Here is a 25,228-nt window from a genome sequence, read left to right as displayed (position 1 = left end):
ATCAGGGCCGTTAAACCCGGAGGCTCCCCGGTTGCACGGGGAGCCTCCAGGTGGCCGGGCCTGCTGCGGCCCTTCCCTGTACTGCTACTTGGTGTCTTCGGGCTTCTTGACTTCGGATTTCTTGACCTCGGGCTTTTTGGCCTCGGGCTTGAAGTCCACGCCGGCTTCCTTGCGCTGCTGCGGCGTGATGGGCGCCGGGGCCTCCGTCAGGGGGTCGTGGCCGCCACCGGACTTCGGGAAGGCGATGACGTCCCGGATGGACTCGACGCCCGCCAGCAGCGAGACCACGCGGTCCCAGCCGAAGGCGATACCGCCGTGCGGCGGGGCGCCGTACTTGAAGCCCTCAAGCAAGAAGCCGAACTTGGTCTGGGCGTCCTCCTTGTCCAGGCCCATCAGTTCGAAGACGCGCTCCTGCACGTCCCGCTGGTGGATACGGATGGAGCCGCCGCCGATTTCGTTGCCGTTGCACACGATGTCGTAGGCGTAGGAGAGCGCCGATTCCGGGTCCTTGTCGAACGTGTCAAGGAATTCGGGCTTGGGCGAGGTGAAGGCGTGGTGCACCGCAGTCCACTGGCCTGCTCCCACGGCCACATCACCGGAGGCAACGGCGGCAGCTGCGGGCTCGAACATGGGCGCGTCGACCACCCAGCAGAATGCCCAGTCGGTGGGATCGATCAGGCCGGTGCGGTGGCCGATCTCCACGCGCGCCGCGCCGAGGAGGGCACGTGAAGGGGTCTTCTCGCCGGCGGCAAAGAAGATGCAGTCGCCGGGCTTTGCGCCCACGGCGTCGGCCAGGCCGGCGCGTTCGATGTCCGTGAGGTTCTTGGCGACCGGTCCGGCCAGCTCGCCGTCCTCCTTGTAGAGGACGTAGGCCAGGCCCTTGGCGCCGCGCTGCTTGGCCCATTCCTGCCAGGCATCCAGGGCGCGGCGTGCCTGGGAGGCGCCACCGGGCATGACGACGGCACCGACGTAGGGCGCCTTGAAGACGCCGAAGTTGGTGTCCTTGAAGAAGTCAGTCAGCTCGGTCAGCTCCTGGCCGAAGCGCAGGTCCGGCTTGTCCGAGCCGTACCGTGCCATGGCGTCGGCGTACGTGATCCGCTGGATGGGCGTGGGGATGTCGACGCCGATGAGCTGCCACACAGCCTTGACGATGTTTTCGCCGAGCCTGATGATGTCGTCCTGGTCCACGAAGCTGGCCTCGATGTCCAGCTGGGTGAATTCCGGCTGGCGGTCCGCGCGGAAGTCCTCGTCGCGGTAGCAGCGGGCGATCTGGTAGTACTTCTCGAAGCCGCCCACCTGCAGCAGCTGCTTGAACAGCTGCGGGGACTGCGGAAGGGCGTACCAGGAACCGGGCGCCAGGCGTGCCGGAACCAGGAAGTCACGGGCGCCTTCCGGGGTGGAACGGGTCAGCGTGGGCGTCTCAATCTCCACGAAGCCCTCGTGGTGGAGCAGTTCGCGGGCCACCCGGTTGGCCTCGGAACGCAGGCGCAGGTTCCGGCTGGGGCCGGGACGGCGGAGGTCCAGGTAGCGGTGCTTGAGCCGGGCTTCCTCGCCCACTTCGACGTGCTCGTCGATCTGGAACGGCAGCGGGTCCGAGGTGTTGAGGATGGTGACTTCCTCGGCGATGACCTCGATTTCGCCGGTGGCCAGGGCCGGGTTTTCGTTGCCTTCGGGCCGCTTGGACACTGTGCCCTTGACCTGCAGGACGTATTCGTTGCGCAGCCCGTGGAAGACCTCTTCCTCCCGCACCACCACCTGGGAGACGCCCGAGGCATCGCGCAGGTCCACGAAGGCCACACCACCGTGATCACGGCGGCGGCCCACCCAGCCGGCCAGGGTTACGGTTTGTCCAATGTGCTCGGAGCGAAGGGATCCGAGGTCATGTGTGCGCAGCACAGCACGCCTTTCTGCGGGGTAACAGCGGGAAGCTAACAGCGAAGTTCAATATGATCGTTCCAGGAACGATCCCGTCCGAGTTTACCCGTTGGAAGGGGGCTGCCGCCGCATGAGCGCCCAGCAGCAGCTGCAACGACGGCTTGGTACGTTCGATGCCACCGCCATCGGCCTCGGTTCCATGCTGGGCGCCGGCGTCTTTGCCGTGTTCGCCCCGGCCGCCGCGCTGGCGGGGAACCTGCTGGTGCTCTCCGTTGCCATCGCCGGGGTGGTGGCCTACTGCAACGCGGTGGCGTCAGCCGCCCTTGCAGCGAAATACCCCACCAGCGGCGGAACCTACGTGTACGGCCGCAGGCAGCTGGGCGAGTGGCCGGGCTTTTTGGCCGGCTGGGGCTTCGTCACCGGCAAAACGGCCTCCTGCGCTGCGATGGCGCTGACGTTTGGCAACTACGTGGCACACGGCTTCGCAGTGCCCGTGGCAATCGCCGCCGTGCTGGCCCTCACCGGCGTCAACCTGATGGGGATCACACGGACCGCCCTGCTCACCCGCATCCTGCTGTGCATAGTCCTGGCCACCCTGGTCTTCGTGGCCCTTGCCGCGGCACTCGGCCCGCATCCGGCAGCAGCGGAACCGGCCGGACCGGCCAACGGCGCCTGGGGCGTCCTCCCCGCCGCCGGACTGATGTTTTTCGCCTTCGCGGGGTACGCACGGATTGCCACCCTTGGTGAAGAGGTCAAGGACCCTGCACGTTCCATCCCTCGGGCCATCCTCGCCGCCCTGGCTGCGGCTTTCGCCATTTACCTGGCGCTGGCGCTGCTCCTGCTGAACCATCTTGGCGGAGCTCTGGCCACGACCGGCACACCTTTGCTGGACGCCGTCCTTCAGTCGCAGCTGGCCGGCGGATCACCGGTGGTGCAGGCAGGAGCCGCTGCCGCCTGCCTGGGCGCCCTCCTCGCGCTCATCACCGGAGTCGGGCGGACCACACTGGCCATGGCGCGGGAACGGGATCTCCCCGGCTTCCTCGCCAGGGTGGGCGGGCGGCACACGGTCCCGGTTGCCGCTGAATTGGCTGTGGCCGCCGTCGTCATCCTGCTCCTGCTGACGACCGACGTGATGACGGTGGTGGGTTTCTCAAGCTTCGGCGTGCTGGTCTACTACGCCGTGGCGAACGCCTCCGCGTTCACCCTCGTGGTCCGTCCCGGCTACGCGCCCCGCTGGCTGAACGCCGCCGGGTTTGTTGGCTGCGTGGTCCTGGCCTTCACACTGCCGCCGGCGCCGGTGCTGACCATGGCCGCGGTCCTCGCCGCCGGCGTTGCCGGGCGCTGGCTGGTGCTGCGTTTCAGGCAGCACCGGCCAGCCGCCTAGACTGCGGCCGCAGCCTGCTCAGTGGTCGCCACCTGCACGGTGAGGTCTTCCACCGGCGGCATCCAGGTCTCCGGGGCAGCCAGCACCTGCTCACCGGTGCGGATGTCCTTGACCTGGTGCGTGCCGTCGTCGTCCGTGAACCAGACAAACGGAATGCCCCGCCGGTCCGCGAATTTGATCTGCTTGCCGAATTTGTCCGCCTTCGCCGCCACTTCCGTGGGGATGCCCCTGCTACGCAGCAGGGCCGCCACGTCCTGGGCTGCGCCCCAGCTGTCATCGTGGGTCAGGGCCACCAGCACGGCAGTGGGAACCGACCGGGACGCCCTCGCCAGGTCCTGGCTGAGGATCCGGGATACCAAGCGGGTGACGCCGATGGAGAGCCCGACCCCGGGGAACTTTCGGTTGCCCTTCGATGCCAGGGCGTCATACCGGCCGCCGGAGCAAATCGAGCCAAGCTGTTCGTGGCCCACCAGCACCGTCTCCACCACGGTGCCCGTGTAGTAGTCCAGGCCGCGGGCAATGCTGAGGTCGGCCAGGACCTTGCCGGGGGCGCGCTGGACTGCGGCGTCGATGACCTGCTCGAGCTCGTCAAGGCCTTCCTCGAGAAGGTCGTCGCTGACCCCCAGTGCCCGGACCTGTGCCACGAAAGAGGTGTCCTCGGTGCGGATGGCCGCCAGCTGGAGTGCCTTCTCCGCCTGCCCGTCGGTTGCGCCGAGCTCGGACTTGAGCAGCTCCGCCACCTTCCCGGGGCCGATCTTTTCGAGCTTGTCGATGCTGCGCAGCACCCCGGCGGTGTCCTCAAGTCCAATGCCGCGGTAGAAGCCTTCAGCGAGTTTCCGGTTGTTGACCCGGAGGCGGAAGTCCGGGATGGGCAGCGCGCTGAGCGCTTCGGCGATCACCAGGGCGATCTCCACGTCGTAACGGAACGGCAGTTCGCCGTCACCCACCACGTCGATGTCGGCCTGGGTGAATTCACGGGCCCGGCCTTCCTGCGGCCGCTCGCCCCGCCAGACCTTCTGGATCTGGTAGCGGCGGAAGGGGAATGCAAGGTAGCCCGCGTTCTCCACGACGTACCGGGCGAAGGGGACGGTGAGGTCAAAGTGCAGGGCGAGTGCGTGCGGATCGGCCTTGCCGCCCTTGACCGGGTTGTCGCTGTCGTCCTCCTGGAGGCGGCTGAGTCCGTAAACTTCCTTGTCGATTTCGCCTTTGCGCAGCAACTGGCCCACTGTCTCCACGGCGCGGGTTTCGATCGAGGCGAACCCGTGCAGTTCAAAGACCCGGCGCAGGGTATCCAGCACATGCAGCTCCACCAGCCGCTCCTCGGGAAGCCACTCGGGGAATCCGGACAGGGAGGCGGTGCGTGCCATGGGGAAGGTTCTCCTTTGGGTGGAAAGGTGCGCCGGAGCTGCCGCGGCCGCCGTTGTCGGCGCCTTGGGGCTGCAGCCCGGCCAGTCATGCATAAACTATGTGCGGCAGCCAGTTTATGCGTCATCCGTGTGCATCTCTAATACGGCGGACCGGCGGATCCTGGCGGCCGATCACCTGCGCCTGGCTGCCTGCCCGGGCCATGCGCAGCCCGACGAGAAGGAGGACCCTTGGCGGCCAGTTCACGCAGTGCCCGCGAGACGAAACGGCGCATCCAGCAAATGGAGGCCAAGCGCGAGCTGCGGCGTGAGCAGGAGAAACGGCGCAAGCGCGACAACCTTGTGGCCGCCGGCGCCGGAACCGCCGCCGTGCTGCTCGCCGTCGTCCTTCAGCTCACCGCCTTTGCAGGGAACCCTACCGAGGACGAATACGCTGCCGCGCAGGCAGGCCTGACCGAGCCATCCGCCTCGGCAAGCCCTTCCGCCACTCCCTCCGCCCAGGCCAGCAATGGACCCAACATCCCGGCCGCCGACACCGCGGCCGGGAAGACCTTCACTGGTGAGCTGCTCCTGAACGGCAGCCCGCTCGGCGTGGAACTGGACGGGACCAAAGCTCCGCAGGCGGCCGCCGTCTTCAAATCCCTCAGCGACGAAGGCTACTTCAACGGCAAAACCTGCCACCGGCTGACCACTGCCGAAGCATTCGCCGTGCTGCAGTGCGGCTCCCCCGGCGGAGACGGCCAGGGCGACCCCAACTACACCTGGGGGCCGCTGGAGAACACCCCGGCCGACAACACCTATCCCGCCGGGACCATTGCCGTGGCCCGCACCGGAAATAACGCCTACGGAAACGGGACGCAGTTCTTCGTCGTCTACAAGGACACCGTTATCAATCCCGACACGGCGGGCGGCTACACCGTGGTGGGCAAGGTGACCTCAGGCCTGGACGTGGTGTCCAATATTGCCGCCGCCGGCATCACCCCGGGCAGCAGCGACACGGACGGCGCGCCAAAACAACCAGTCACGATAGACTCGTTTTCTCTGAAGTAGGAAGCCGGGCCGCTTGCGGCCGGTGCAGAACCTGAGCAGTTCCCTCCAAGCGAAAGACTTTTAGCGGTGACAGACAGTCAGCAATCCGACGAAACAGCAACAGACCTGACCGAAACGGCGGCGCCAGCCGCTGACGGTGCAGGAATCGATGCCGCAGGCGCCCAGGAACCTGCAGCTCCCGAAGAGGCCGCCGCCGCGGAAACTCCGGCCCCGGAACCCGCTGCTGCCCCCGCGCCCGCTCCTGCTCCCGCACCGGGGCCGCGGCCGTCAGCGCCCTCCCCCGCCGCCTTCGCCTCCCGTCCCAAGCCTGCGGCTGCAGCGCCTGTTGCGGCCCCCGTACCCGCCGCGCCCAGCACCTCCGTCGCCGAGGCCGCGAAGTGGGCGCGCGTGGAGGGTGACGGCCACGTCTTCCTGAAGATCGACGACGGCGAGCACCTCGTGGGACAGTACCCCGGGGTCAGCGACGACGAGGCGCTGGCCTACTTCGCCAGGAAATATGACGACGTCCTGGCCCAGATCGTGCTCCTGGAACAGCGGGTCAGCTCCAAGGCGCCGAGCACGGACATGCAGAAGACCGTCACCCACCTGCGCGAACAGCTTGCCGAACGGAACATGGTGGGCGACCTCCGCGCCGCCGAGGCCCGGCTGGACCAACTGGCCGGCCAGATCACCGAACTGGAGAAGGCCGAGAAGGCTGAGCACGACGCCGTGCGCGCCTCCGAACTTGCTGCCCGCGAGGCCATCGTGGCCGAGGCCGAACAGATCTCCGGCCAGGACCCCGCCCAGACGCAGTGGAAGACCTCCAGTGCCCGCATGAACGAGCTCTTCGAGAACTGGAAGGCCGCGCAGAAGAGCGGCGTCAGGCTCGGCCGCTCCAATGAAGACGCGCTCTGGAAGCGCTTCCGGGCTGCCCGCACCGTCTTTGACCGCCACCGCCGCGCATATTTCTCCCAGCTGGACAGCAACAACTCCGCTGCCAAGGCTGCGAAGGAAAAGCTGATCGCTGAGGCCGAAGCACTGTCCACGTCGACGGACTGGGGATTCGCCGCGGGCGAGTACCGCCGGCTCATGGACCAGTGGAAGGCATCACCGCGGGCCAGCCGCAAGGACGACGACGCCCTCTGGGCCCGGTTCCGCGCTGCCCAGGACGTGTTCTTCACGAACCGCCAGGCTGCCAACGACGAGATCGACCAGGAATACGCTGCCAACCTGACCGTCAAGGAGGCACTCCTCGCCGAGGCCAACGAAATCCTGCCGGTCAAGGACCTGGCCGCCGCCAAGAAGGCGCTGCAGTCCATCCGCGACCGCTGGGAAGAGGCCGGCAAGGTGCCGCGCGCCGATATGGGCCGCGTCGAGGCCGGCCTGCGGAAGGTTGAAGATGCCGTGCGCCACGCCGAGGAGGAGCAGTGGCAGCGGTCCAACCCGGAACGCAAGGCCCGCACCAACAGCGCGCTGTCGCAGCTGGAGTCCGCCATTGCGGGACTGCAGGAAGACCTCGCCAAGGCAGAGCAGAGCGGCGACCAGCGCAAGATCAAGGCAGCCCGTGAAGCCCTCGAAGCCCGCCAGGCCTGGCTGGACCAGATCCAGCGCTCAGCGAGCGAATTGGCGTAAGCTTCCTGCCCCTTAGGTGCGGCAACAGGCCCGGTTCCGGTTATCCACATAACCGGAACCGGGCCTGTTTCTGTTTACGGGATCCGCGGCAGGATGGGGTGATGGCAACACCCACAGCTTCCCCTGCCGCCGGCGCGGGCAGGGGTCCGCATCCTTCCGCTTCCGGCGGTCCGGCGGCAGGACCCGGGGCTGCTCCTGCCCCGCGTTTTCCCGAGCTGTATGCGCCGGGCAGCCCCTTCGCCGGCCCTGAACTCCAGTCCCTCGCCGCTGACGGCCTGCTGGCCCGCTTCCACCAGCACGGCTACATCCTCCCCGGCCTTGGCGCCTCCCCGCAGCTGCGGGCGCGGGCGGCGGCAGGCGTGGTGCCGGCCGCCATCCGGCAGCGGGTTGTTGCCGGCCGGATGACCGCGGCCTGGATCTATGGTTGCGCGGCGGAACCCGACCGGCTGGCGCTGCTGGTGGATGCGAAGCGGAGAGTATCGAGCCTGCGCAGCACCCGGGGCTGCACTTTGCATGAGGTGAGGCTCGGCCCGTTTGATGTGGTCAGCCTGGGCGGCCTGATGGTCTCCAGCCCCCTGCGGACGGCGTTGGACATCGCACTGCATGTCGAGCCGGAGCGGGCGGTACCCGCCCTTGCGGCATTGCTGTCCCGACCGGAGCAGGATGTCCGCCTGCGCCTCCTGGTCCGGGCCATTGAGGCGTCGCCGCGGATGCCGCACAAGCGGGCCGCCCTGGAGAAGCTCGGCGGGTTAGCTTCGGCGCTTGTTGCCGGTGGTGCGGTAGACGTCGAAGACGCCGTCGATCCGGCGGACGGCGCTGAGGACGTGGCTCAGGTACTTGGGATCGCCCATCTCGAAGGCAAACCGTGAAATCGCCACCCGGTCGGTGGAGGTGTGCACGCTGGCTGCCAGGATGTTGACGTGATTGTCCGAGAGGACACGTGTTACGTCGGACAGCAGCGACTTCCGGTCCAGTGCCTCCACCTGGATTTCCACCAGGAAGACGCTGGACTGCGTCGGTGCCCAGTCGACGTCCACGATCCGGTCCGGCTGGTCCTTCAGGTCCGAGATGTTGGTGCAGTCCGTTCGGTGCACCGAGACGCCCGACCCCCTGGTCACAAAGCCCAGGATCGGATCCGGCGGCACGGGAGTGCAGCAGCGGGCCAGCTTCACCCAGACGTCGCCCACGCCCCGGACCACAACGCCGGAATCGGAGAAGCGGGCCTTGGTGACCTGCGTGGGAATACTGACTTCGGCGACGTCATCGTCGGCGCTTTCGTTGGCGCCAAGGCTTTCGATCAGCTTTTCCATCACCGACTGGGCGGAGGTGTGCCCGTCTCCGACGCCGGCGTAGAGCCCGGAGATGTCAGCGTACTTGAACTCTTCGGCGACGGCGGCCAGGGCTTCGTGGGTCATCAGGCGCTGCAGGGGCAGGTTCTGCTTGCGCATGGCGCGCGTCAGCAGTTCCTTGCCGCGGTCGATCGCCTCCTCGCGGCGCTCCTTGCTGAACCACTGGCGGATCTTGTTGCGCGCCCGGGCGCTCTTGACGAAGTGCTGCCAGTCCTGGCTCGGCCCGGCCCCCTCGGCTTTGGAGGTGAAGATCTCCACCCAGTCGCCATGGTTCAGTTCGCTGTTGAGCGGGACCAGCTTGCCGTTGACCCGTGCGCCGATGGTGCGGTGCCCCACCTCGGTGTGCACGGCATAGGCGAAGTCCACGGGGGTGGACCCTGCCGGGAGCGCCATGACTTCACCCTTGGGTGTGAACACAAAGACTTCGCGGGCGTTGATCTCAAACCGGAGCGAATCGAGGAACTCGCCGGGATCCGAAGTTTCCTGCTGCCAGTCCACCAGGGAACGGAGCCATCCCATGTCACCGTCGCGGGGGCTCCCCGGGCCGACTGCGGTGCGGTTGGGCTGGTCCTTGTACTTCCAGTGCGCCGCCACGCCATATTCGGCGCGACGGTGCATTTCGTGGGTCCGGATCTGGATTTCCACGGGCTTGCCGCCGGGGCCAATCACCGTGGTGTGCAGGGACTGGTACATGTTGAACTTGGGCATCGCGATGTAGTCCTTGAACCTGCCGGGCAGCGGGTTCCAGCGCGAATGCATCGTTCCCAGGGCGGCGTAACAGTCCCGGACGGAGTCCACCAGGACGCGGACGCCCATGAGGTCGTTGATGTCGTCGAAGTCCTTGTCGCGGACGATCATCTTTTGGTAGATGGAGTAGTAGTGCTTGGGCCTGCCCGTAATGGTGGCCTTGATGCGCGCGGCCCGCAGGTCCTCCGTGATCTGGTCGCGGATGACGGCCAGGCTCTTTTCCCGCTCCGGGGTCCGGTCCCCCACCATGCGGACGATCTCTTCATACACCTTGGGGTACAGCGCGGCGAAGGACAGGTCCTCGAGTTCCCACTTGATGGTGTTCATGCCGAGCCTGTGGGCCAGCGGCGCGAAGATCTCCAGGGTTTCCCGGGCTTTGCGGGCTGAGGACTCGGGTGAGACGAAACGCCAGGTGCGGGCGTTGTGCAGGCGGTCCGCGAGCTTGATCATCAGCACACGGATATCCTTGGCCATGGCGACGACCATCTTGCGGACGGTTTCGGACTGGGCTGCCTCACCGAAACTGACTTTGTCCAGCTTGGTCACGCCGTCCACCAGCATGGCGACTTCGGGTCCGAAGTCCCGCTTCAGGTCCGCCAGGGTGTAGGGGGTGTCTTCGACGGTGTCGTGCAGCAGTGCTGCTGCAAGCGTGGTGCCGCTGAGTCCAAGTTCGGCAAGGATGGTGGCCACGGCCACCGGGTGCGTGATGTAGGGGTCCCCGCTCTTGCGCTTCTGCCCGCGGTGGCTGCGCTCTGCCACATCGAAGGCGCGCTGGATGAGGTCGAAGTCCTCTTTGGGGTTATTGGCGCGGACCGTGCGGAGCAGTGGTTCAAGGATGGGAGAGTACGTGGCGGTGCCGCGCCCGGTCAGCCTGGCAAGGCGGGACCGGGTGCGTTCCCTGCGGCCGGGGAACGTGGGGCGTGTGCCCGAGTTGTCGACAGGGACCAGCGAACCGGAACGCGCGGACGACGCAACACCGGTTTGTGCACCGGCAGGACTGTTTACACCCTCTGCCGCTGGCGCCGACGCCGAACGTTCTTCCAATGAAGCACCCCTCACCACCGTTTTAATTACTCCAGTCTATTCCCCACGGCTGCGACTTTTGTAACCGGCTCAAATGCGACGAGGGGCCGGCCCGCGCAGGATCTGCGTGGACCGGCCCCTCCCGGAACAATACTGCCGGTGCTGCTGCACCGGCACGGATCAGGCCTTCGCCGGCGCCGCGGGAGCCCCGCGTTCCGCGCTGCCTGCGCGGCGCTGCTGCACGCGCCTGGCCTGCTTGACCAGCTCCGGTTCGTTCTGCCGCAGCCAGGCGTACATCGGGGCGGCGACGAAGATCGTCGCCGCGGTGCCGATGAGGATGCCCACGAACAGGGCCAGGGACAGGTCGCGCAGCGTACCGGCGCCCAGCAGGCCGGCACCGATGAAGAGGATGGCGCCAACCGGAAGGATGGCCACCATCATGGTGTTGATGGAGCGCACCAGCGTCTGGTTTACCGCAAGGTTGACCTCTTCACCGAAGGTGCGGCGGGTGGAGGCGTCAATCCCGGAGGTGTTTTCCCGGATCTTGTCGAACACCACCACGGTGTCATACAGCGAGTAGCTCAGGACGGTCAGGAAGCCGATGATGGCCGAGGGTGTCACCTCAAAGTCGCTGAGGGCATAGACCCCCGCGGTGATGAACATCGTGACCGCCATGCCGGCAATCGCCGACAGGGACATCTTCCAGGTGCGGAAGTACAGGGCCATCAGCAAGGCTGCCAGGAGCACGAACACCACCAGGCCGATCAGTGCCTGCTTGGTCACGTCGGCTCCCCAGGTGGGACCGACGAACGTGGAAGTCACCTCGTTGTCCGTCACCCCATAGGCGCTGGTGAGGCCCTGCTTGATCCGGAGCGTCTCGTCGTCCGTAAGCTTGTCGGTCTGGATCCGCATGGTGTTCCCGGCGACGTTCGCCACTCGGGGAACGCTGCCTTCCACGACGTCAGTGACGGCGTGCTCCCCCACCGTGGGATCGGTGGTCTTGACGTTTGAGACCGTGAATTCGGACCCGCCGCGGAACTCGATGCCGAGGTTGAAACCACCCTTGGCAATGGGCAGGAGGATGGACAGGGCCACCGCTACCGCGGCGATGATGAACCAGATCTTCTTGGCACCCACGAAATCGTAGGAGCGCTTTCCGGTGTAGAGCTCGTTGCCGAAGCTCGCGAAGCCTGACATTACTTGTTCTCCTTCGCAGAGGTTTTCGAAGAGCCTGCGAGCTGTTCCTGTTTCTCCGCCAGCCGCCGTTCGGCGATGGTCATCCGGCGCTCGGCTTCTGCCGCCGCTCCGGTGTTCTTCGCGCGGACGGCCACCGGCCGGTCCTCAGGCGTCCGGACGCGGCCGGCGCCACGGTACAGCGGGACAGCGCCCAGGCGCTCCGGGTCGAGGCCCGAGAACTTGTGGCCTTCCCCGAAGAACCTGGTGCGTGCCAGGAGCTGCAGCGTGGGGTGCGTGAACATGAACACGACGATGAGGTCGGCGATTGCGGTCAGGCCGAGGGTGAAGGCGAATCCGCGGACGTTGCCGACGGCCACGAAGTACAGGACCAGGGCGGCAAGCAGGTTGACGGCCTTGGATGCCAGGACCGTGCGCTTGGCACGCTTCCAACCATTCTCGACGGCGGACACGAGCCCGCGCCCCTCACGGAGTTCATCACGGATGCGCTCGAAGTAGACGATGAACGAGTCCGCGGTCTGGCCGATCGCGACGATGATGCCTGCGACACCGGCCAGGGACAGCCGGTAGTTTTCCGTCCAGCCGAGGATGGCGATGGCCAGGTAGGTCAGGGCACCCGCCACGATCAGAGACGCGATGGTGACGAAGCCCAGGGCGCGGTACTGGAACAGGGAGTAGACAACCACGAGCAGGAGGCCGATAAGGCCGGCCAACAGACCCATGCGCAGCTGTTCGCCACCGAGGGTGGCTGAGATCTGCTGCTCGCTTTGGATGTCGAAGCTGATGGGAAGGGCGCCGAAGCGCAACTGGTCCGACAGGGCCTTCGCCGTCTGCTCGGTGAATCCGCCGGTGATCTGCGGACGTCCGTCGGTGATGACGGCCAGGGACCGCGGAGCGGAAATGACTTGGTCGTCCAGCACGATGGCAAACTGCGACTTGGGGTCGGTGCCGGACTCGCCGCCGGCAGCCACGTAGAACTGGTTCAGCCGCTCGGTGACCTCTTTGAACTTGGCTGTACCTTCGGCGTCGAACTGGATGTTGACGGCCCAGTCATTGGTGACCGCGCCCTGCGCACCCTGCTGCAGCTGGAAAGAGGACGTGACGATGTTGCTGCCCTTCACCTCCACCGGACCCAGGATGTACTTGATCGCCGGCGTCTTGGCGGTGGCGGGCTCGCAGGTGACCAGTGGCTTGGTGGGGTCTGAACGCTCTGGTTTCTCGGCGTCGGCGCTGTTGCAGTCAAGGGCCTCGAACTGCTTGTAGACGTCCGCGGTGATCCAGTTGGTGTCACTGCTGTTTGCCGGTTCGGCCGTCGGCTTGGGCAGCTGGTCCTCGGGTACCCGGGATTCGGCCGGCACCGCTGCGCCGTCGCCGTTCAGCAGGACGGGGCGGAAGTTCATGTCGGCGGATGCCTGGATCAGGTCACGGGTCTGCGCAGAAGGCGTACCGGGAAGGCTGACCACCACGTTGCGCCCGGACTGGGTGCTGATTTCGGCTTCGGCGACGCCGGAGCCGTCCACGCGCTGGCGGATGATCGCCACTGCCTGGTTGAGCTGTTCCTCGTTGATGTTCGACCCGCCCTCGACCTTCGGGGCCAGGATCATCTGGGTCCCGCCCTCGAGGTCAAGTGCCAGTTTGGGTGCCCAGCTGGCCTGTCCGGCAATTGTGCCCCCGGCCAGGACGGCCGTCAGCGCTGCCAGTAGTACACCAAGCCAGACCAGGACGCGCAGCCCTGGTTTCTTGCGGCCAGTTCGTGCCATTGTCGATCTTTCTCTTAGTCGCGGAGAAACCGCCGGTGCGGGTTTCAGCCCGCGCCGGCGGTTTTCCACAGCGGTAGAGGGTAAAAAGGGGGCAGCGGGCCTAGCTGTCCTTTTTGCCCTCGTCGTTGAGGCGCTTCAGGGTTTCCTCGGGAGTCTCGATTCCGGTGGCGGTGCTTCCGCTTTCCGGAGTGGTGAGAGAAGAGGCGTCATCGGGGACGGCCGGCGCGGCTGCCGCAGGCTCTGCCGCGGGCTCGACGATCTTGGTGACGGCCTGGCGGTGGACGGTGGCGGTGTTGCCGGGGGAAAGCTCAAGGGTGACCTTGTTCTCGGCTTCGTCGATGTCCACGATCCGGCCGAACAGGCCGAAGCTGGTCATGACCTCCACGCCGGGACCGAACTTCGACTGGAGCTCCGCCTGCTGCTGCTGCGTCTTCTTGTTGCGGCGGAACATCATGAACATGAACACGCCCAGCATGACGAACAGGAGAATTGACATTAGATCCAAGGGGAATTCCATTCCTTTACGTGCCTGGCTGATTTTTCCGGCGGCGCCGGCTTCGTTTCGGCCGGGGCGGGACAGGCACGCAGGCAGGAGCCTGCCTTCCCCAGCAGCGGAAACGGCAGGGCCACCCGCGAAACAAAGACCCGAACGTGCCGAGCGTCATACCAGTCTAAAGGGAAAAGCTGAAGGGAGCCTGTTATTGGCTTCGCGGGGCCTGGCCCGCTCCTTCAGCGGCCTCTTCCCCGGGGTCGAAAAGGTCCAGCTGCTCCTGCGCGAAGACTCCGGCAGGGATTGCGTACCCCAGGTGCGTCCATGCGGGCGCCAAAGCGATGCGGCCGCGCGGGGTGCGGCCCAGCAGCCCCTCCCGGACCAGGAAGGGTTCCGCAACCGTTTCCACCGTTTCGGTCTCTTCGCCGACGGCAATCGCCAGGGTGGACAGGCCGACCGGACCGCCGCCGAACTTGGTGATCAGGGCGTCCAGGACTGCCCGGTCCAAGCGGTCGAGGCCCTTCTTGTCCACCTCATACATGTCCAATGCTGCCGAGGCCGACCGGGCGTCAATCTGCTCCACTCCGTGTACCAGCGCCCAGTCCCGCACGCGGCGCAGGAGGCGGTTCGCGATGCGGGGCGTGCCCCGGGAACGCCCGGCGATCTCGGCGAACCCGGCCGAATTCACTTTCAGGTCCAGAAGGCCGGCGGATCGCCGCAGGACCAGTTCGAGCTCCGGGACGGAGTAGAACTCCAGGTGCCCGGTGAAGCCGAACCGGTCGCGCAGCGGGCCGGGCAGCAGGCCTGCCCGCGTCGTGGCGCCCACCAGGGTGAAAGGGGGAAGCTCCAGCGGAATGGCTGTGGCCCCCGCCCCTTTGCCCACCACGATGTCGACCCGGAAGTCCTCCATGGCCATGTACAGCATTTCTTCGGCGGGCCGGGACATGCGGTGGATTTCGTCGAGGAACAGGACTTCGCCCTCGGACAGGGAGGAGAGGATGGCGGCGAGGTCGCCGGCGTGCTGGATGGCGGGTCCGCTGCTGAGCCGCAGCGGCGCGTTCATCTCCGCAGCCACGATCATGGCAAGGGTGGTCTTGCCCAGGCCGGGCGGGCCGGAAAACAGCACGTGGTCCGCGGTGCGCCCGCGCATTTTCGACGCCTGCAGGACCAGCGACAGCTGCTTGCGCACCCGGTGCTGTCCGACAAAGTCGTCCAGGTTCTTGGGGCGGAGGGCGGCCTCGATGGCGCGCTCCTCCGGCTCCTCCCCCGCGGTCACCAGTGACGGTTCAGCCACGGCTGCCTACGCGGTTGCCCGCACGGGCACCATCCTGGCCGAGCCACCGGAGCGTGGTCCGCAGGATCTCGGGAACGTTGCCGCGGAAGGACACCTCGGGTTCGTCTGCCAGGGCCTTGTCGATGCTGGACGAGGCGTCCTTCTCGGACCAGCCCAGGCTCGTCATCGCGGCCACCACCTGGGGCTTCCAGGCCGCCTCCGCGGACGTCGAGGCAGCCGCAGCGGCAGCGGTGCCGTGCGGGACGAGCTTTCCTGCCAGTTCCAGTACGATCCGGCCGGCCACCTTGGGACCGATTCCGGGCACCTTGGTGAAGGTCTTGCTGTCGCCGGTGTGGGCCGCCACGCGGATCGCTTCGGGATCGTGGACGGCCAGCACGGCAAGCGCCAGGCGCGGCCCAACCCCGCTCACACTCAGCAGGACCTCGAAAACCTCACGTTCGTCGTCGTCCGCGAAACCGAACAGCGTCAGTGAGTCCTCCCGGACGATCAGGGAGGTGAAGACCTTGCCCTCTTCGCCGACCCGCAGCCGGCTGAGGGTCTGCGGGGTGGCGTAAACGCTCATGCCCGCGCCGTTCAGGTCGATGACGGCCGTGGACAGGCCAACGTGGGCTACGGTTCCGCGAAGGAAACTGATCAAGGCCGGGCTCCCGATGTACCGCCGGCCCCCGTGGAGGGCCGGCTATCCCAACATATCTACGAATACCCTAGCAACCGGCAGGGACATTCAGCGTGCGCGGCGCGCCTTGGCCTCCGCCTCGGCCCACGCGCGCTGGGCAGGCGTCAGGGATGAACTGCCGGGCCCGGTGGTGGCGACGGCTGCTCCGCTGCCCGCACGCCAGGCATGCGTGATGGCCAGGGCAAGCGCGTCCGCCGCGTCGGCGGGACGGGGCGGGGCATCCAGCCGGAGGATCTTGGTGACCAGCTTGGTCACTGCGTCCTTGTTGGACGAACCGCTCCCGGTGACCGCGGCCTTAACCTCCGACGGCGTGTGCAGCGCCACCGGAATTCCGCGGCGGGCAGCCGCGGCGATCACCACGCCGGACGCCTGGGCCACGCCCATCACGGTGCTGACGTTCAGCTGCGAGAAAACGCGCTCGACGGCGAGCACCTCGGGTTCGAAGCGGTCCAGCCATTCGTCGATGGCGGTGGCGATGACCAGCAGCCGCCGGTCCAGGGTTTCGTCAGGCGACGTGCCCACCACTCCGACCGCCACCATGGTGGCCCGCCGGTTCCGTTCAACGTCCACCACGCCAATACCGCACCGGGTCAGGCCGGGGTCAACCCCCAGGACACGGAGCGTCACAGGTTTCCCGCTCCGGTACGAGCCCGGGGCATGGGCCCGAAGGCCGGTTCAGCAGGCAAGGCCGGACGTCACTCGGATTCCAGGGCTGCCTGGACCTCGTCGCTGAAGTCGGCGTTGCTGTAGACGTTCTGGACGTCGTCGAGTTCTTCCAGTGCATCGGCGAGCTTCATGAACTTGCGGGCACCCTCGACGTCAAGCTCCACCTGCATGGACGGGACGAACTCCACCTCGTCGGTGTCGTAGTCGATGCCGGCTTCCTTGAGCGCTTCCCGGATGGCCGGCAGGTCGCCAGGCTCCGAGTGGATCTCGAAGGTTTCGCCGTTGTCCTTGACTTCCTCGGCGCCCGCGTCCAGGACGGCCATCAGGACGTCGTCCTCGCCCAGGCCGTTCTTGGGCAGGTTCACCACGCCCTTGCGGGTGAAGAGGTAGCTGACGGAACCCGGATCCGCGATGGTGCCGCCGTTGCGGGAGATGGCCAGGCGCACTTCGGATGCTGCCCGGTTCTTGTTGTCCGTGAGGCACTCGATCAGCAGGGCAGAGCCCTGGGGGCCGCGTGCCTCGTACATGATCTCGGTGTAGTCGATCACTTCACCGGTGAGGCCGGCGCCGCGCTTGATGGCGCGGTCGATGTTGTCGTTGGGGACCGAGGTCTTCTTGGCCTTGGTCACCGCCAGTTCCAGGCCGGGGTTGCCTGCGAGGTCCGGTCCGCCCATCCGAGCGGCAACTTCGATGTTCTTGATCAGCTTGGCGAACGACTTTGCACGCCTGGCGTCGATGACGGCTTTCTTGTGCTTGGTCGTCGCCCATTTGGAGTGGCCTGACATGCTTTACGCTTCTCCTCTGATCATGCGGATAAAAAGTTCGTGTACGCGTTTCTCGCCGGTCACTTCCGGATGGAAGGAGGTGGCCAGCAGCTGGCCCGAACGCACTGCGACAATTCTAGCCGCCCCGGGCAGCGGGACAGCGTGGGACGCGTGTTCGGGATCAGCCGGCTCCACCTGCGCGAGGACCTCCACGCCTGGCCCCACCCGCTCAACCCACGGGCCGCGGATGAAGACGGCGTGGACCGGCGCGACACCCGATTCCGTGGCGCTGAACTCAAGTCCCTTGAAATCCAGGTCCGTTTCGAAGGACTCACGCTGGCGGCCAAAGGCGTTGCGGCGCACGGTGATGTCCAGCCCGCCGAAGGTCTGCTGCGGGGCGCCCGACAGGTCCGTCGCCGGATCCGCAATGTCCGACGCGAGCAGGATCATGCCCGCGCAGGAGCCGAAAACCGGCAGGCCCTCATGGATGCGCTTGCGCAGCGGGTCGGCGAGGTCGAAGGCGCGGGCCAGCTTATCGATGGCCGTGGATTCGCCGCCGGGAATGATGAGCCCGTCGATTGCGTCCAGCTCCGCGGGCCGCCGCACTCCCACGGCCTGTGCACCCGTGGCCTCCGCCGCCCGGAGGTGTTCGCGGAAATCGCCCTGGAGTGCCAGGACGCCGATCCGCAGGCCTGAGCCCGGGCGTGCAGGAGCAGCTGAAGGGTAGTTCGTCATCCATCCAGCATACGTGCGGCATCGCCGGCCCGGGTCCGCCTGCCACGGCCCGGCAGGGGTTGCATGCCGTTGCTGGGATATATTCAAAACATGGTCTTCTTCAGTGTTCCGCTCGGCAAGCTGGTCCGCCGGGTGTCCCGGCTCCGCGGTGGCGGATCCGCCCTGCCCGGGCTGGTGGTTGAAAAAATCGACCCCGGCTTCATGCGGCGCACCCTCACCAAGCTCCCCCACGGCGTGGCCGTAGTGAGCGGCACAAACGGCAAGACCACCACGACGAAAATGGTGGTGGAGCTGCTGGAGAGCCAGGGCCTGAAAGTCTTCACCAACCGCACCGGAAGCAACTTCACCAGGGGTGTGGCCGCGGCCCTCCTCGGCGAGGTGGACTGGCGCGGAAAACTTGATGCGGACGTCGCGGTCCTGGAACTCGATGAAGCCCACGCCGTGCACTTCGTCAACAGTGTCCCGCCACGGTACTGCCTGCTCCTGAACGTCCTCCGCGACCAGCTGGACCGGTTCGGCGAGATCGACAAGACCGCACAGCTGCTGCAGCATATCGCCGCCAATACCACCGGCACGGTGGTCCTGAACCGCGAGGACCCGCGGGTGGCCAGGATCGCCGACACCCTCACCGGCCAGGAGGTCAAGTACTTCGGCCTCGACGAGTCATTGCTCGGCACCTTCCCCAACGACGACGACCTGCGTGCCGCTCCCGGCAGCCCCGCCCCGGCGAACCTGCCGGAAAAGCCGCGGGCCGACGTCGTGCTCCGCAAAGTGGGCGCGGACAGCGCCGAATTTGAGTACGACGGCGGCACGGTCACCACTGCGATGAAGCTGCGCGGCGTGTACAACATCTTCAACGCCGCGGCTGCGCTGACACTGGCGCGGAGCATTTGCGGCGCAGGCGCCGCCACCGCCGACCACGAGACCCTGCTCCAGGCCCTGTCGCAGGTGGCGCCGGCGTTCGGGCGCGGTGAGAGCCTCACGGTGGAGGGCCAGCCGCTGGACCTGGTACTGGTGAAGAACCCCAGCGGCTTCCGCCTGGGCCTGAAGTCCTTCCCCGCCGCCGGCTACGCCACCATGATTGCCATCAACGACAACTACGCCGACGGCCGGGACATGTCCTGGCTCTGGGACGTGGAATTCGATTCCCTGCGCGACGGCGGCGTTGACGTGCTGACCGGCTCACGGGCTTATGACATGGCGCTGCGGCTGCAGTACGACGACGTGCGGGTCGGCGCCGTGGAGCCGGAGATCGCACCGGCCTTGGCGGCTTTCATCCGGGAGGGCCAAGGCAAGCCGAAGCGGATCTTCTGCACCTACACCGCCATGCTGGCCATCCGCCGCGAACTGTCCAAGATCACCACCGTGGAGGTTGTCTCGTGAACCCGGCAGAAGCCGCTGCGGCTGAGCAGTCCAAGGGCACCCTCCGCGTGGTGCAGCTGTATCCGCGCGACATGAACATCTACGGCGACTGGGGCAACGCCCTGGTCCTGCAGCGCAGGATCGCCTGGCACGGCTATACGCCGGAACTGCTCGAGTACAACGTGGGCGACCCGTTCCCGGAGAACGTGGACATCATTGTCGGAGGCGGCGGGCAGGACAGCGGTCAATTGGTGATCCAGGACGACCTGCAGGCACGGGCCGGCGTACTGACGGATCTCGCCGAGAACGGCACCCCGATGCTGCTCATCTGCGGGCTGTACCAGCTCTTCGGCCGTTTCTTCAAGACCCGCACCGGCGCAGTCATCCCGGGGATCGGGGTTTTGGATGTGGAAACCCATGGCGGCGACGAGCGCCTGATCGGCAACGTCAAGGTGGCCACCTCCGAGTTCGGCGAAGTCCTTGGCTACGAGAACCACAGCGGGCAGACCACCCTGGGCAGTGGCGTGCGGCCGCTGGGGACCACTGCCAAGGGGACCGGCAACAACAGCAACGACGGCCATGAGGGTGCCCGCTACCGGAACATCGTGGCCAGCTACCTGCACGGCTCGCTGCTGCCCAAGAACCCGGCCATTGCGGACTTCCTGATCCGGACCGCGGCCGAGCGCAGGTTTGGCAGTTTTACCCCCGGCACCCCCGACGACTCCTTCGCCGTCCTGGCGCGCGAACACGCCGCCAGGCGCCCGCGCTAAGAGCTGCTTCATCCGTGCGGGTCCGGCCAAAGAGCTGCCGGCCAGCTAAACGCTCAGCGCCATTGGAAGTATTCGCGGTGGATATTGGCACGGCGGACGCCGGCGGCCCGGAAGTCCTTCCGGAACTGCCGCAGCATGGCATCGGGGCCGCCCATGAACACCGACAGCCGGCGCGGATCAGTGCCCACCGCGGCCAGTATCCGCTCCGGTGTCAGCCGCCCGTCGACCTCCGTGTCCACCAGATGCACCTTCAGCCGGGGCTGCGTTCCGGCGACGGCGGCGATCTCTTCGGCGAAAGGCGAAGGTCCGGCGGAGGTGACGAAGAAGTCGACGTTTTCCTGCACTTCCCCGTCCAGTGACCGCAGCCAGCTGAGGAACGGCGTGATTCCCACTCCGGCCGCGATCCAGACCTGGTCTGCCGTACCGCCGTGCCGGTCAAACCGCCCGTAGGGTCCGCCGACGACGGCCGGCATTCCGGTCTGGACGACGTCGGGAAGCTTGGTGGTGTGGTCACCCAGCGCCTTGACCGTGATCCCGATGGTGTCGCCGTGGGCGGCCCCCGACATGGAGAAGGGGTGCCGCTGCCAGCCATCCGCCGTCTCCAGGTAAACCATCGCGAATTGGCCCGGCTTGAATTTCAGCGGTTTGCCCAGGGGCCGGAGGGTGACCTCAACAAGGTCCGCCGCCAACGGACGCACTCCTGCCACCTGATAGTCATGGTGGGGCAGGAAATGGCGCGCGAGGAGTTCCCGGTAGGCATAGAACGCCAGCCCGGTGCCACCGATCGCGACGTAGCTCCAGCGCAGCCCGGGCACGGCGGCGAAGGAACTGGCATCCAGCAGGCCGTGCACGAACCCGGCCGCAACGAAGAGGCCGGTCAGGCGGTGGAAGCCGCGCCACCGCTCATAGCCGCCCAGCAGCCGTGCCGCCACTTGCAGGGGACGGGCTTGAAGTGCCGCAAGCACCAGGCGGCGGACGGGCGCGGGAAGCATGGTCCGCCAGCGGGGCAGGATGGCCCACACCACCAGGGCGGCCAGGCCGCTCGCCGCGATCACGGCAAGCGTCTTTCCGGCACTCGTTGCCGCCGGGTTGGCCGCAAGTTCGATATGCGGCAGTAGCAGCACGGTGGCCGTGATTGCAGCCCTCCGGTGCCAGATGGCCGCGTGGTCGATGCCGCCGAACAGTGGTTCCACGTGCGGGAGGGTGCTGATCAGGACCAGGGCGATCGAGAATAACAGGACCGATTCACCGCCGAAGAGCTGCCCCACGTGCCCCAGGAGCGGCTCCCCTGCCGGGCGCTCCAGGAACCAGAACACGCCGTACAGCGCAAAGAGGAACGCGATGGCGCCCGGCCCCATCCATCGGACGGGCACGCCCATCAGGGCTGTCCTCGGCCGGGAACCGGCCCGCGAAATGTCCATGGTTCAAGGCTCCTTCGTGATCAGGAGTTCGTGGGCGCCGGCCGCGGCGGCCCCCATGGACTCCACAACACCCGCGGTGCGCTGGCGGGTTGCAGCGTCTGCTTCGGCGCCTGCACAGGGCCCCTGCGGCGTGTCCGAGGCGACGGAACACCATCTGTAGGGACCACGGACGATGACAGAGGGCGCCCAGGCCAGGTCGCTCGCGGCCCATCTGCCGGTGGCGTCCTGGCTGAACTGGACGCGGACCAGGAGGCCTTCGTTGTTGACGACATACCAGGGTGACAGCTCGGTGATGCCGTTGCCCAGGCCGTACACGATCCAGGCGTCCTTGTATTTCTCGATGGGCTGCACGGAATGGGTGTGGTGGCCGTAGACCAGGTTGAACTGTCCGCTGTCCACCAGTGCGTGGGCCACGTCCTGCTGCTGGCCGTTGGGGACGCTGGAGTATTCGTCGCCTGCGTGCATGACCCCCAGGACGACGTCCGCCCCCAGGCTCCGCGCCCTTGCGGCTTTGGCGATCATGGCAGCCGGGTCCAGCATGTCCACCTGCCAGGGATGATCGGGGGCCAGGCCGTTGAGTCCATAGGTTCCTTCAATGACGGCCACCTTGGCGGCCGGTGTCTGCAGGAGAAGGACGGACCGGGACTCACTTTCCGTGCGGTAGGAGCCGGTGTGTTGCAGTCCGACGGCGTCCATCCGGTCCAAGGTGCGCAGCAGGCCGTCCGTGCCCCGGTCGATGGTGTGGTTGCTGGCGGTTGTGCACGCCTGGTAGCCCACCTCCCTGGCGGCAGTAATGATCTGGGGCGGCACATTGAAGGACGGGTAGGCGGAGAAGGGGCCGTCCGGTCCTGCCACCGGCGTTTCCTGGTGGCAGATGGCGAGATCGCTGTTGTTGAGGTAGCGGCGCTGCCCCTCGAGGAGGGGAAGGAAGTCAAGGCCGGGCTTTCCCGCGGCGGCTGCATCCTGCTGCGCCTGCTCCCACAGCTGGGCATGGACCAGCATGTCCCCGGTGACCATGACGGTGGTGCACCGGAGCGTCGGACAGGCCGGTCCCTTCCCCGGAGTCGGGGTGGGAGTCGGGGTGGGCGTGGGCGTGGGGGAAGGCAAGGGTGCCGGGGACCCAGTGGCGCCGGCCGCGGTGCCATTGTGTACTGCATACGTGCTGGAGTTCGGCCGAGACGACACTGCCCCTTGTTCCGCGACGAGGCCGCAGCCTGCCAACGCGGCGCCGGAAGCCAGGCCCGCGGCACACGCCAAGCCGCGGACTGCCGCCCGCCGGCGCATGGAACGCCTGCCCGAAATGGTCCCCATAGCGGCAATTGTAGGGATGCTGCCTGGACGGTGGTGATATTTTCCGGCAATTGAGAAGCGTGGCCTGCCATGAAAGATTTACCCCATGACGAACCCCCTCCTTGCCGCCAGTCCGCTGCCCTATGGTCTTCCACCGTTCACTGCCCTCACACCCGGTGACTACCGCGAAGCCATAGAAGCCGGACTGTCCGCACACCTGGACGAGATCCGGGCCATCACGGACAGTCCGGAGGCAGCCACTTTCGAGAACACGGCCCTGGCCATGGAACGCTCGGGACAGCTTGTGAACCGGGCATCGGCGGCGTTCTTCACCCTGGTCTCCGCCGATGCGTCCCAGGAAATCCGTGACCTCGAAACGGAACTGTCGCCGCTTTTCTCTGCCCACCAGGACGGGATCTACCTGAACCACGCCCTGCACGAGCGGTTCTCCGCCATTGACACCGCCGCCTGCGACCCGGAATCCGTCCGGCTGGTGGAGGAGTACCTCAAGGAGTTCCGCCAGTCCGGCATCCAGCTCGACGCGGCCGGCCAGGAGCGGCTGCGTGCCATCAACGCAGACCTGGCCCGGCTTGGCACCGAGTTCGGCCAGCGGGTCAAGGAGGGCATGAAGTCCGCGGCACTGCTGGTCGGGGACGCCGCTGAACTGGCCGGGCTGACAGCCGACGACATCGCCGGCGCCGCGGAGGCCGCCCGCGCCGCCGGACATGACGGCCAGTTCCTGCTCACTCTGGTCCAGCCCGGCAACCAGCCTGCCCTGGCCGCGCTCGAAAACCGGGACGTCCGCCGTCGCCTGTTTGAAGCATCGGTGGCCAGGGGCAGCGATGGAGGCAGCCTCGACGTCCTGGACCTGGCAAGGACCACGGCCGCACTGCGGGCGGAGAAGGCCCAGTTGCTGGGTTTCGCCAACTACGCCGGGCTCGTCGTTGACCGCCAGACGGCGCCGGACTTCGAAGCGGTCCAGGCCATGCTGAACCGGATGGCGCCGGCAGCGATGCGCAACGCGGACGCCGAAGCTGCCGTGCTGGCAGAAGTCGCCGGCCACCGCCTGGAGCCCTGGGACTGGGCCTACTACTCGGCGAAAGTGCGCCGGGAGAAGTACGACGTCGACGAGCAGGCCCTGCGCCCCTACTTCGAGCTGGACCGGGTGATCACCGACGGAGTCTTCTTTGCAGCCACTTCCCTGTACGGCATTACCTTCCACCAGCGGCCAGACCTGCAGGCATACCATCCCGACGTGCGGATCTGGGAGGTCCGCGACGGGGACGGGACCGGGCTGGGACTGTTCCTCGGCGACTACTACGCCCGTGAATCGAAGCGTGGCGGTGCCTGGATGAACTCGCTGGTCGACCAGTCGGAGCTGCTGGGCACCCGGCCCGTCGTGATCAATACGCTCAACATCTCCAAACCGGCCCCCGGTGAACCGACCCTCCTCACCCTGGACGAGCTGCGGACGTTGTTCCACGAGTTCGGGCATGCCCTGCACGGGCTGCTGTCCAGCGTGAACTATCCGCGGTTCTCGGGAACGGCGGTCCCCCGGGACTTTGTCGAGTACCCGTCGCAGGTGAACGAAATGTGGATCATGTGGCCGGAAGTGCTCGCCAACTACGCGCGCCACCACGCCACCGGGGAGCCGCTGCCCCGGGACATCATCGACCGGCTTGAGGAGTCGCGGCTTTGGGGCGAAGGCTTCGCCACGACGGAATACTTGGGCGCAGCCCTGCTGGATCTCGCGTGGCACACGCTGGAACCGGACGGGGTACCGGACGACGCGCTCGAATTCGAAGCCAAGGCCCTCGCCGCTGCAGGGATAGCCCACCCCCTCATCCCGCCCCGGTACCGGACCGGGTACTTCCAGCACATCTTCGCGGGTGCCGGATACGCTGCCGGCTACTACTCCTACATCTGGAGCGAGGTGCTGGACGCCGAAACCGTGGACTGGTTCACGGAGACTGGCGGCTTCACCCGCGCCAACGGCGAACGGTTCCGGAAGGAACTGCTGTCCCGCGGCAACAGCCGGGACCCCCTGGAGTCCTTCAGGACCCTGAGGGGCCGCGACGCGGAGCTGGGCCCGCTGCTAAAGCGCCGCGGCCTCGACTAGCCCCCATCGAGTGCTCCGTAGACGCCGTTTTGAGCCGGCGGATTCATATGGTCGTTGCAACGAAACCGTTGAAGGGGTGTTGCGATGCCGGCGGGGTACGTTTTTGGGGATGCGGTCAGGGACGGGTTCTTTGCGCTTTTGCGGCAAGGGGCCTCGATCAGTGAGTCGTGCCGCGTGTCGGGCCTGTGGTCCTCTACGGTGCGACATTGGGTCCGGAGGATGGGCCCTGTGGAGATGTCGAGAGGCAAACGTGGAGGACCGGTAGGGGCGCCGTTTCCGGACGG

Annotated in this window: 20 protein-coding genes and 1 pseudogene; 8 read left to right on the top strand and 13 right to left on the bottom strand. The window is 66.9% G+C overall.

What is annotated here, in order from left to right; all coding sequences use genetic code 11:
• Window positions 1-84: 84 nt before the first annotated feature.
• Window positions 85-1,896: an aspartate--tRNA ligase gene (aspS, locus tag K4G53_RS06770; RefSeq protein WP_221384844.1), complete on the bottom strand. Its 1,812-nt coding sequence runs from the start codon at window positions 1,894-1,896 to the stop codon at window positions 85-87.
• 109 nt (window positions 1,897-2,005) lie between these two features.
• Between aspS and K4G53_RS06765 the strand changes: the two genes are divergently transcribed.
• Window positions 2,006-3,259, top strand: coding sequence for an APC family permease (locus K4G53_RS06765; RefSeq protein WP_221384842.1), 1,254 nt, complete (start codon window positions 2,006-2,008; stop codon window positions 3,257-3,259).
• Here K4G53_RS06765 and hisS read toward each other — a convergent pair.
• The gene (gene hisS, locus K4G53_RS06760) at window positions 3,256-4,626 is read right to left on the bottom strand and encodes a histidine--tRNA ligase (RefSeq protein WP_221384840.1); all 1,371 of its coding nucleotides are present in this window, start codon (window positions 4,624-4,626) and stop codon (window positions 3,256-3,258) included. The two genes, K4G53_RS06765 and hisS, sit on opposite strands and share 4 nt — an antisense overlap.
• A gap of 228 nt (window positions 4,627-4,854) precedes the next feature.
• Here hisS and K4G53_RS06755 point away from each other — a divergent pair, with 228 nt between their 5' ends.
• The 3 genes from K4G53_RS06755 to K4G53_RS06745 all read left to right on the top strand — a co-directional run bounded on the left by K4G53_RS06755 (window position 4,855) and on the right by K4G53_RS06745 (window position 8,153).
• A complete protein-coding gene (locus K4G53_RS06755) occupies window positions 4,855-5,673 on the top strand; it encodes a peptidylprolyl isomerase (RefSeq protein WP_221384838.1) in 819 nt (272 codons plus the stop codon).
• A gap of 66 nt (window positions 5,674-5,739) precedes the next feature.
• Window positions 5,740-7,284, top strand: a complete 1,545-nt coding sequence (locus K4G53_RS06750) for a DUF349 domain-containing protein (RefSeq protein ID WP_221384836.1) — start codon at window positions 5,740-5,742, stop codon at window positions 7,282-7,284.
• A gap of 101 nt (window positions 7,285-7,385) precedes the next feature.
• Window positions 7,386-8,153 (top strand): type IV toxin-antitoxin system AbiEi family antitoxin, encoded by a 768-nt coding sequence (locus K4G53_RS06745; RefSeq protein ID WP_221384834.1) that lies wholly within the window; start codon window positions 7,386-7,388, stop codon window positions 8,151-8,153.
• Here K4G53_RS06745 and K4G53_RS06740 read toward each other — a convergent pair.
• The 9 genes from K4G53_RS06740 to pdxT all read right to left on the bottom strand — a co-directional run bounded on the left by K4G53_RS06740 (window position 8,034) and on the right by pdxT (window position 17,982).
• Window positions 8,034-10,424, bottom strand: coding sequence for a bifunctional (p)ppGpp synthetase/guanosine-3',5'-bis(diphosphate) 3'-pyrophosphohydrolase (locus K4G53_RS06740; RefSeq protein ID WP_221384832.1), 2,391 nt, complete (start codon window positions 10,422-10,424; stop codon window positions 8,034-8,036). The genes K4G53_RS06745 and K4G53_RS06740 overlap by 120 nt on opposite strands.
• Window positions 10,425-10,583: 159 nt before the next feature.
• The gene (gene secF, locus K4G53_RS06735) at window positions 10,584-11,600 is read right to left on the bottom strand and encodes a protein translocase subunit SecF (RefSeq protein ID WP_221384831.1); all 1,017 of its coding nucleotides are present in this window, start codon (window positions 11,598-11,600) and stop codon (window positions 10,584-10,586) included.
• Window positions 11,600-13,357, bottom strand: a complete 1,758-nt coding sequence (secD, locus tag K4G53_RS06730) for a protein translocase subunit SecD (RefSeq protein WP_221384829.1) — start codon at window positions 13,355-13,357, stop codon at window positions 11,600-11,602. Before secD ends, secF begins: the two co-directional genes overlap by 1 nt.
• A 100-nt stretch (window positions 13,358-13,457) precedes the next feature.
• A complete protein-coding gene (yajC, locus tag K4G53_RS06725) occupies window positions 13,458-13,853 on the bottom strand; it encodes a preprotein translocase subunit YajC (RefSeq protein WP_221384827.1) in 396 nt (131 codons plus the stop codon).
• A 202-nt stretch (window positions 13,854-14,055) separates the two neighbouring features.
• The gene (gene ruvB / locus K4G53_RS06720) at window positions 14,056-15,141 is read right to left on the bottom strand and encodes a Holliday junction branch migration DNA helicase RuvB (RefSeq protein WP_221384825.1); all 1,086 of its coding nucleotides are present in this window, start codon (window positions 15,139-15,141) and stop codon (window positions 14,056-14,058) included.
• Window positions 15,134-15,778, bottom strand: a complete 645-nt coding sequence (ruvA, locus tag K4G53_RS06715; RefSeq protein ID WP_221384822.1) for a Holliday junction branch migration protein RuvA — start codon at window positions 15,776-15,778, stop codon at window positions 15,134-15,136. Before ruvA ends, ruvB begins: the two co-directional genes overlap by 8 nt.
• A gap of 87 nt (window positions 15,779-15,865) precedes the next feature.
• Window positions 15,866-16,444, bottom strand: a complete 579-nt coding sequence (gene ruvC, locus K4G53_RS06710) for a crossover junction endodeoxyribonuclease RuvC (RefSeq protein ID WP_221384820.1) — start codon at window positions 16,442-16,444, stop codon at window positions 15,866-15,868.
• 68 nt (window positions 16,445-16,512) lie between these two features.
• Entirely contained in the window at window positions 16,513-17,268 is a 756-nt protein-coding gene (locus K4G53_RS06705; RefSeq protein ID WP_221384819.1) for a YebC/PmpR family DNA-binding transcriptional regulator, read from the bottom strand.
• Window positions 17,269-17,271: 3 nt separating this feature from the next.
• A complete protein-coding gene (pdxT, locus tag K4G53_RS06700) occupies window positions 17,272-17,982 on the bottom strand; it encodes a pyridoxal 5'-phosphate synthase glutaminase subunit PdxT (protein WP_221384817.1) in 711 nt (236 codons plus the stop codon).
• A 90-nt stretch (window positions 17,983-18,072) separates the two neighbouring features.
• Here pdxT and K4G53_RS06695 point away from each other — a divergent pair, with 90 nt between their 5' ends.
• Together K4G53_RS06695 and K4G53_RS06690 are read left to right on the top strand one after the other, a co-directional pair.
• Entirely contained in the window at window positions 18,073-19,365 is a 1,293-nt protein-coding gene (locus K4G53_RS06695) for a Mur ligase family protein (protein WP_221384815.1), read from the top strand.
• Entirely contained in the window at window positions 19,362-20,114 is a 753-nt protein-coding gene (locus tag K4G53_RS06690) for a type 1 glutamine amidotransferase (protein ID WP_221384813.1), read from the top strand. The genes K4G53_RS06695 and K4G53_RS06690 overlap by 4 nt, the downstream gene beginning before the upstream one ends.
• A 53-nt stretch (window positions 20,115-20,167) precedes the next feature.
• On the opposite strand, the gene K4G53_RS06685 is transcribed toward K4G53_RS06690, so the two are convergent.
• Window positions 20,168-21,535, bottom strand: coding sequence for a hypothetical protein (locus K4G53_RS06685; protein WP_260323373.1), 1,368 nt, complete (start codon window positions 21,533-21,535; stop codon window positions 20,168-20,170).
• 3 nt (window positions 21,536-21,538) lie between these two features.
• Window positions 21,539-22,846 (bottom strand): CapA family protein, encoded by a 1,308-nt coding sequence (locus K4G53_RS06680; protein WP_221384811.1) that lies wholly within the window; start codon window positions 22,844-22,846, stop codon window positions 21,539-21,541.
• An 85-nt stretch (window positions 22,847-22,931) separates the two neighbouring features.
• Between K4G53_RS06680 and K4G53_RS06675 the strand changes: the two genes are divergently transcribed.
• Window positions 22,932-24,944, top strand: a complete 2,013-nt coding sequence (locus K4G53_RS06675) for a M3 family metallopeptidase (protein WP_221384810.1) — start codon at window positions 22,932-22,934, stop codon at window positions 24,942-24,944.
• 84 nt (window positions 24,945-25,028) lie between these two features.
• Window positions 25,029-25,228 (top strand): annotated as a pseudogene (locus K4G53_RS06670) (IS30 family transposase); the annotation flags it as partial.

Source organism: Arthrobacter sp. MAHUQ-56 (assembly GCF_019710585.1).
In the GTDB taxonomy this organism is placed as follows: Bacteria; Actinomycetota; Actinomycetes; order Actinomycetales; family Micrococcaceae; genus Arthrobacter.
Note: the sequence above shows the minus strand (reverse complement) of the source record. Positions and strands in the feature narration are given on the sequence as shown.

Coding starts and splice junctions, on each gene's coding strand:
- yajC (WP_221384827.1), bottom strand. CDS start 13,853: ATGTCAATTCTCCTGTTCGTCATGCTGGGCGTGTTCATGTTCATGATG.
- K4G53_RS06685 (WP_260323373.1), bottom strand. CDS start 21,535: ATGGACATTTCGCGGGCCGGTTCCCGGCCGAGGACAGCCCTGATGGGC.
- K4G53_RS06745 (WP_221384834.1), top strand. CDS start 7,386: ATGGCAACACCCACAGCTTCCCCTGCCGCCGGCGCGGGCAGGGGTCCG.
- K4G53_RS06695 (WP_221384815.1), top strand. CDS start 18,073: ATGGTCTTCTTCAGTGTTCCGCTCGGCAAGCTGGTCCGCCGGGTGTCC.
- K4G53_RS06680 (WP_221384811.1), bottom strand. CDS start 22,846: ATGGGGACCATTTCGGGCAGGCGTTCCATGCGCCGGCGGGCGGCAGTC.
- secD (WP_221384829.1), bottom strand. CDS start 13,357: ATGGCACGAACTGGCCGCAAGAAACCAGGGCTGCGCGTCCTGGTCTGG.
- K4G53_RS06675 (WP_221384810.1), top strand. CDS start 22,932: ATGACGAACCCCCTCCTTGCCGCCAGTCCGCTGCCCTATGGTCTTCCA.
- K4G53_RS06765 (WP_221384842.1), top strand. CDS start 2,006: ATGAGCGCCCAGCAGCAGCTGCAACGACGGCTTGGTACGTTCGATGCC.
- pdxT (WP_221384817.1), bottom strand. CDS start 17,982: ATGACGAACTACCCTTCAGCTGCTCCTGCACGCCCGGGCTCAGGCCTG.
- K4G53_RS06705 (WP_221384819.1), bottom strand. CDS start 17,268: ATGTCAGGCCACTCCAAATGGGCGACGACCAAGCACAAGAAAGCCGTC.
- secF (WP_221384831.1), bottom strand. CDS start 11,600: ATGTCAGGCTTCGCGAGCTTCGGCAACGAGCTCTACACCGGAAAGCGC.
- hisS (WP_221384840.1), bottom strand. CDS start 4,626: ATGGCACGCACCGCCTCCCTGTCCGGATTCCCCGAGTGGCTTCCCGAG.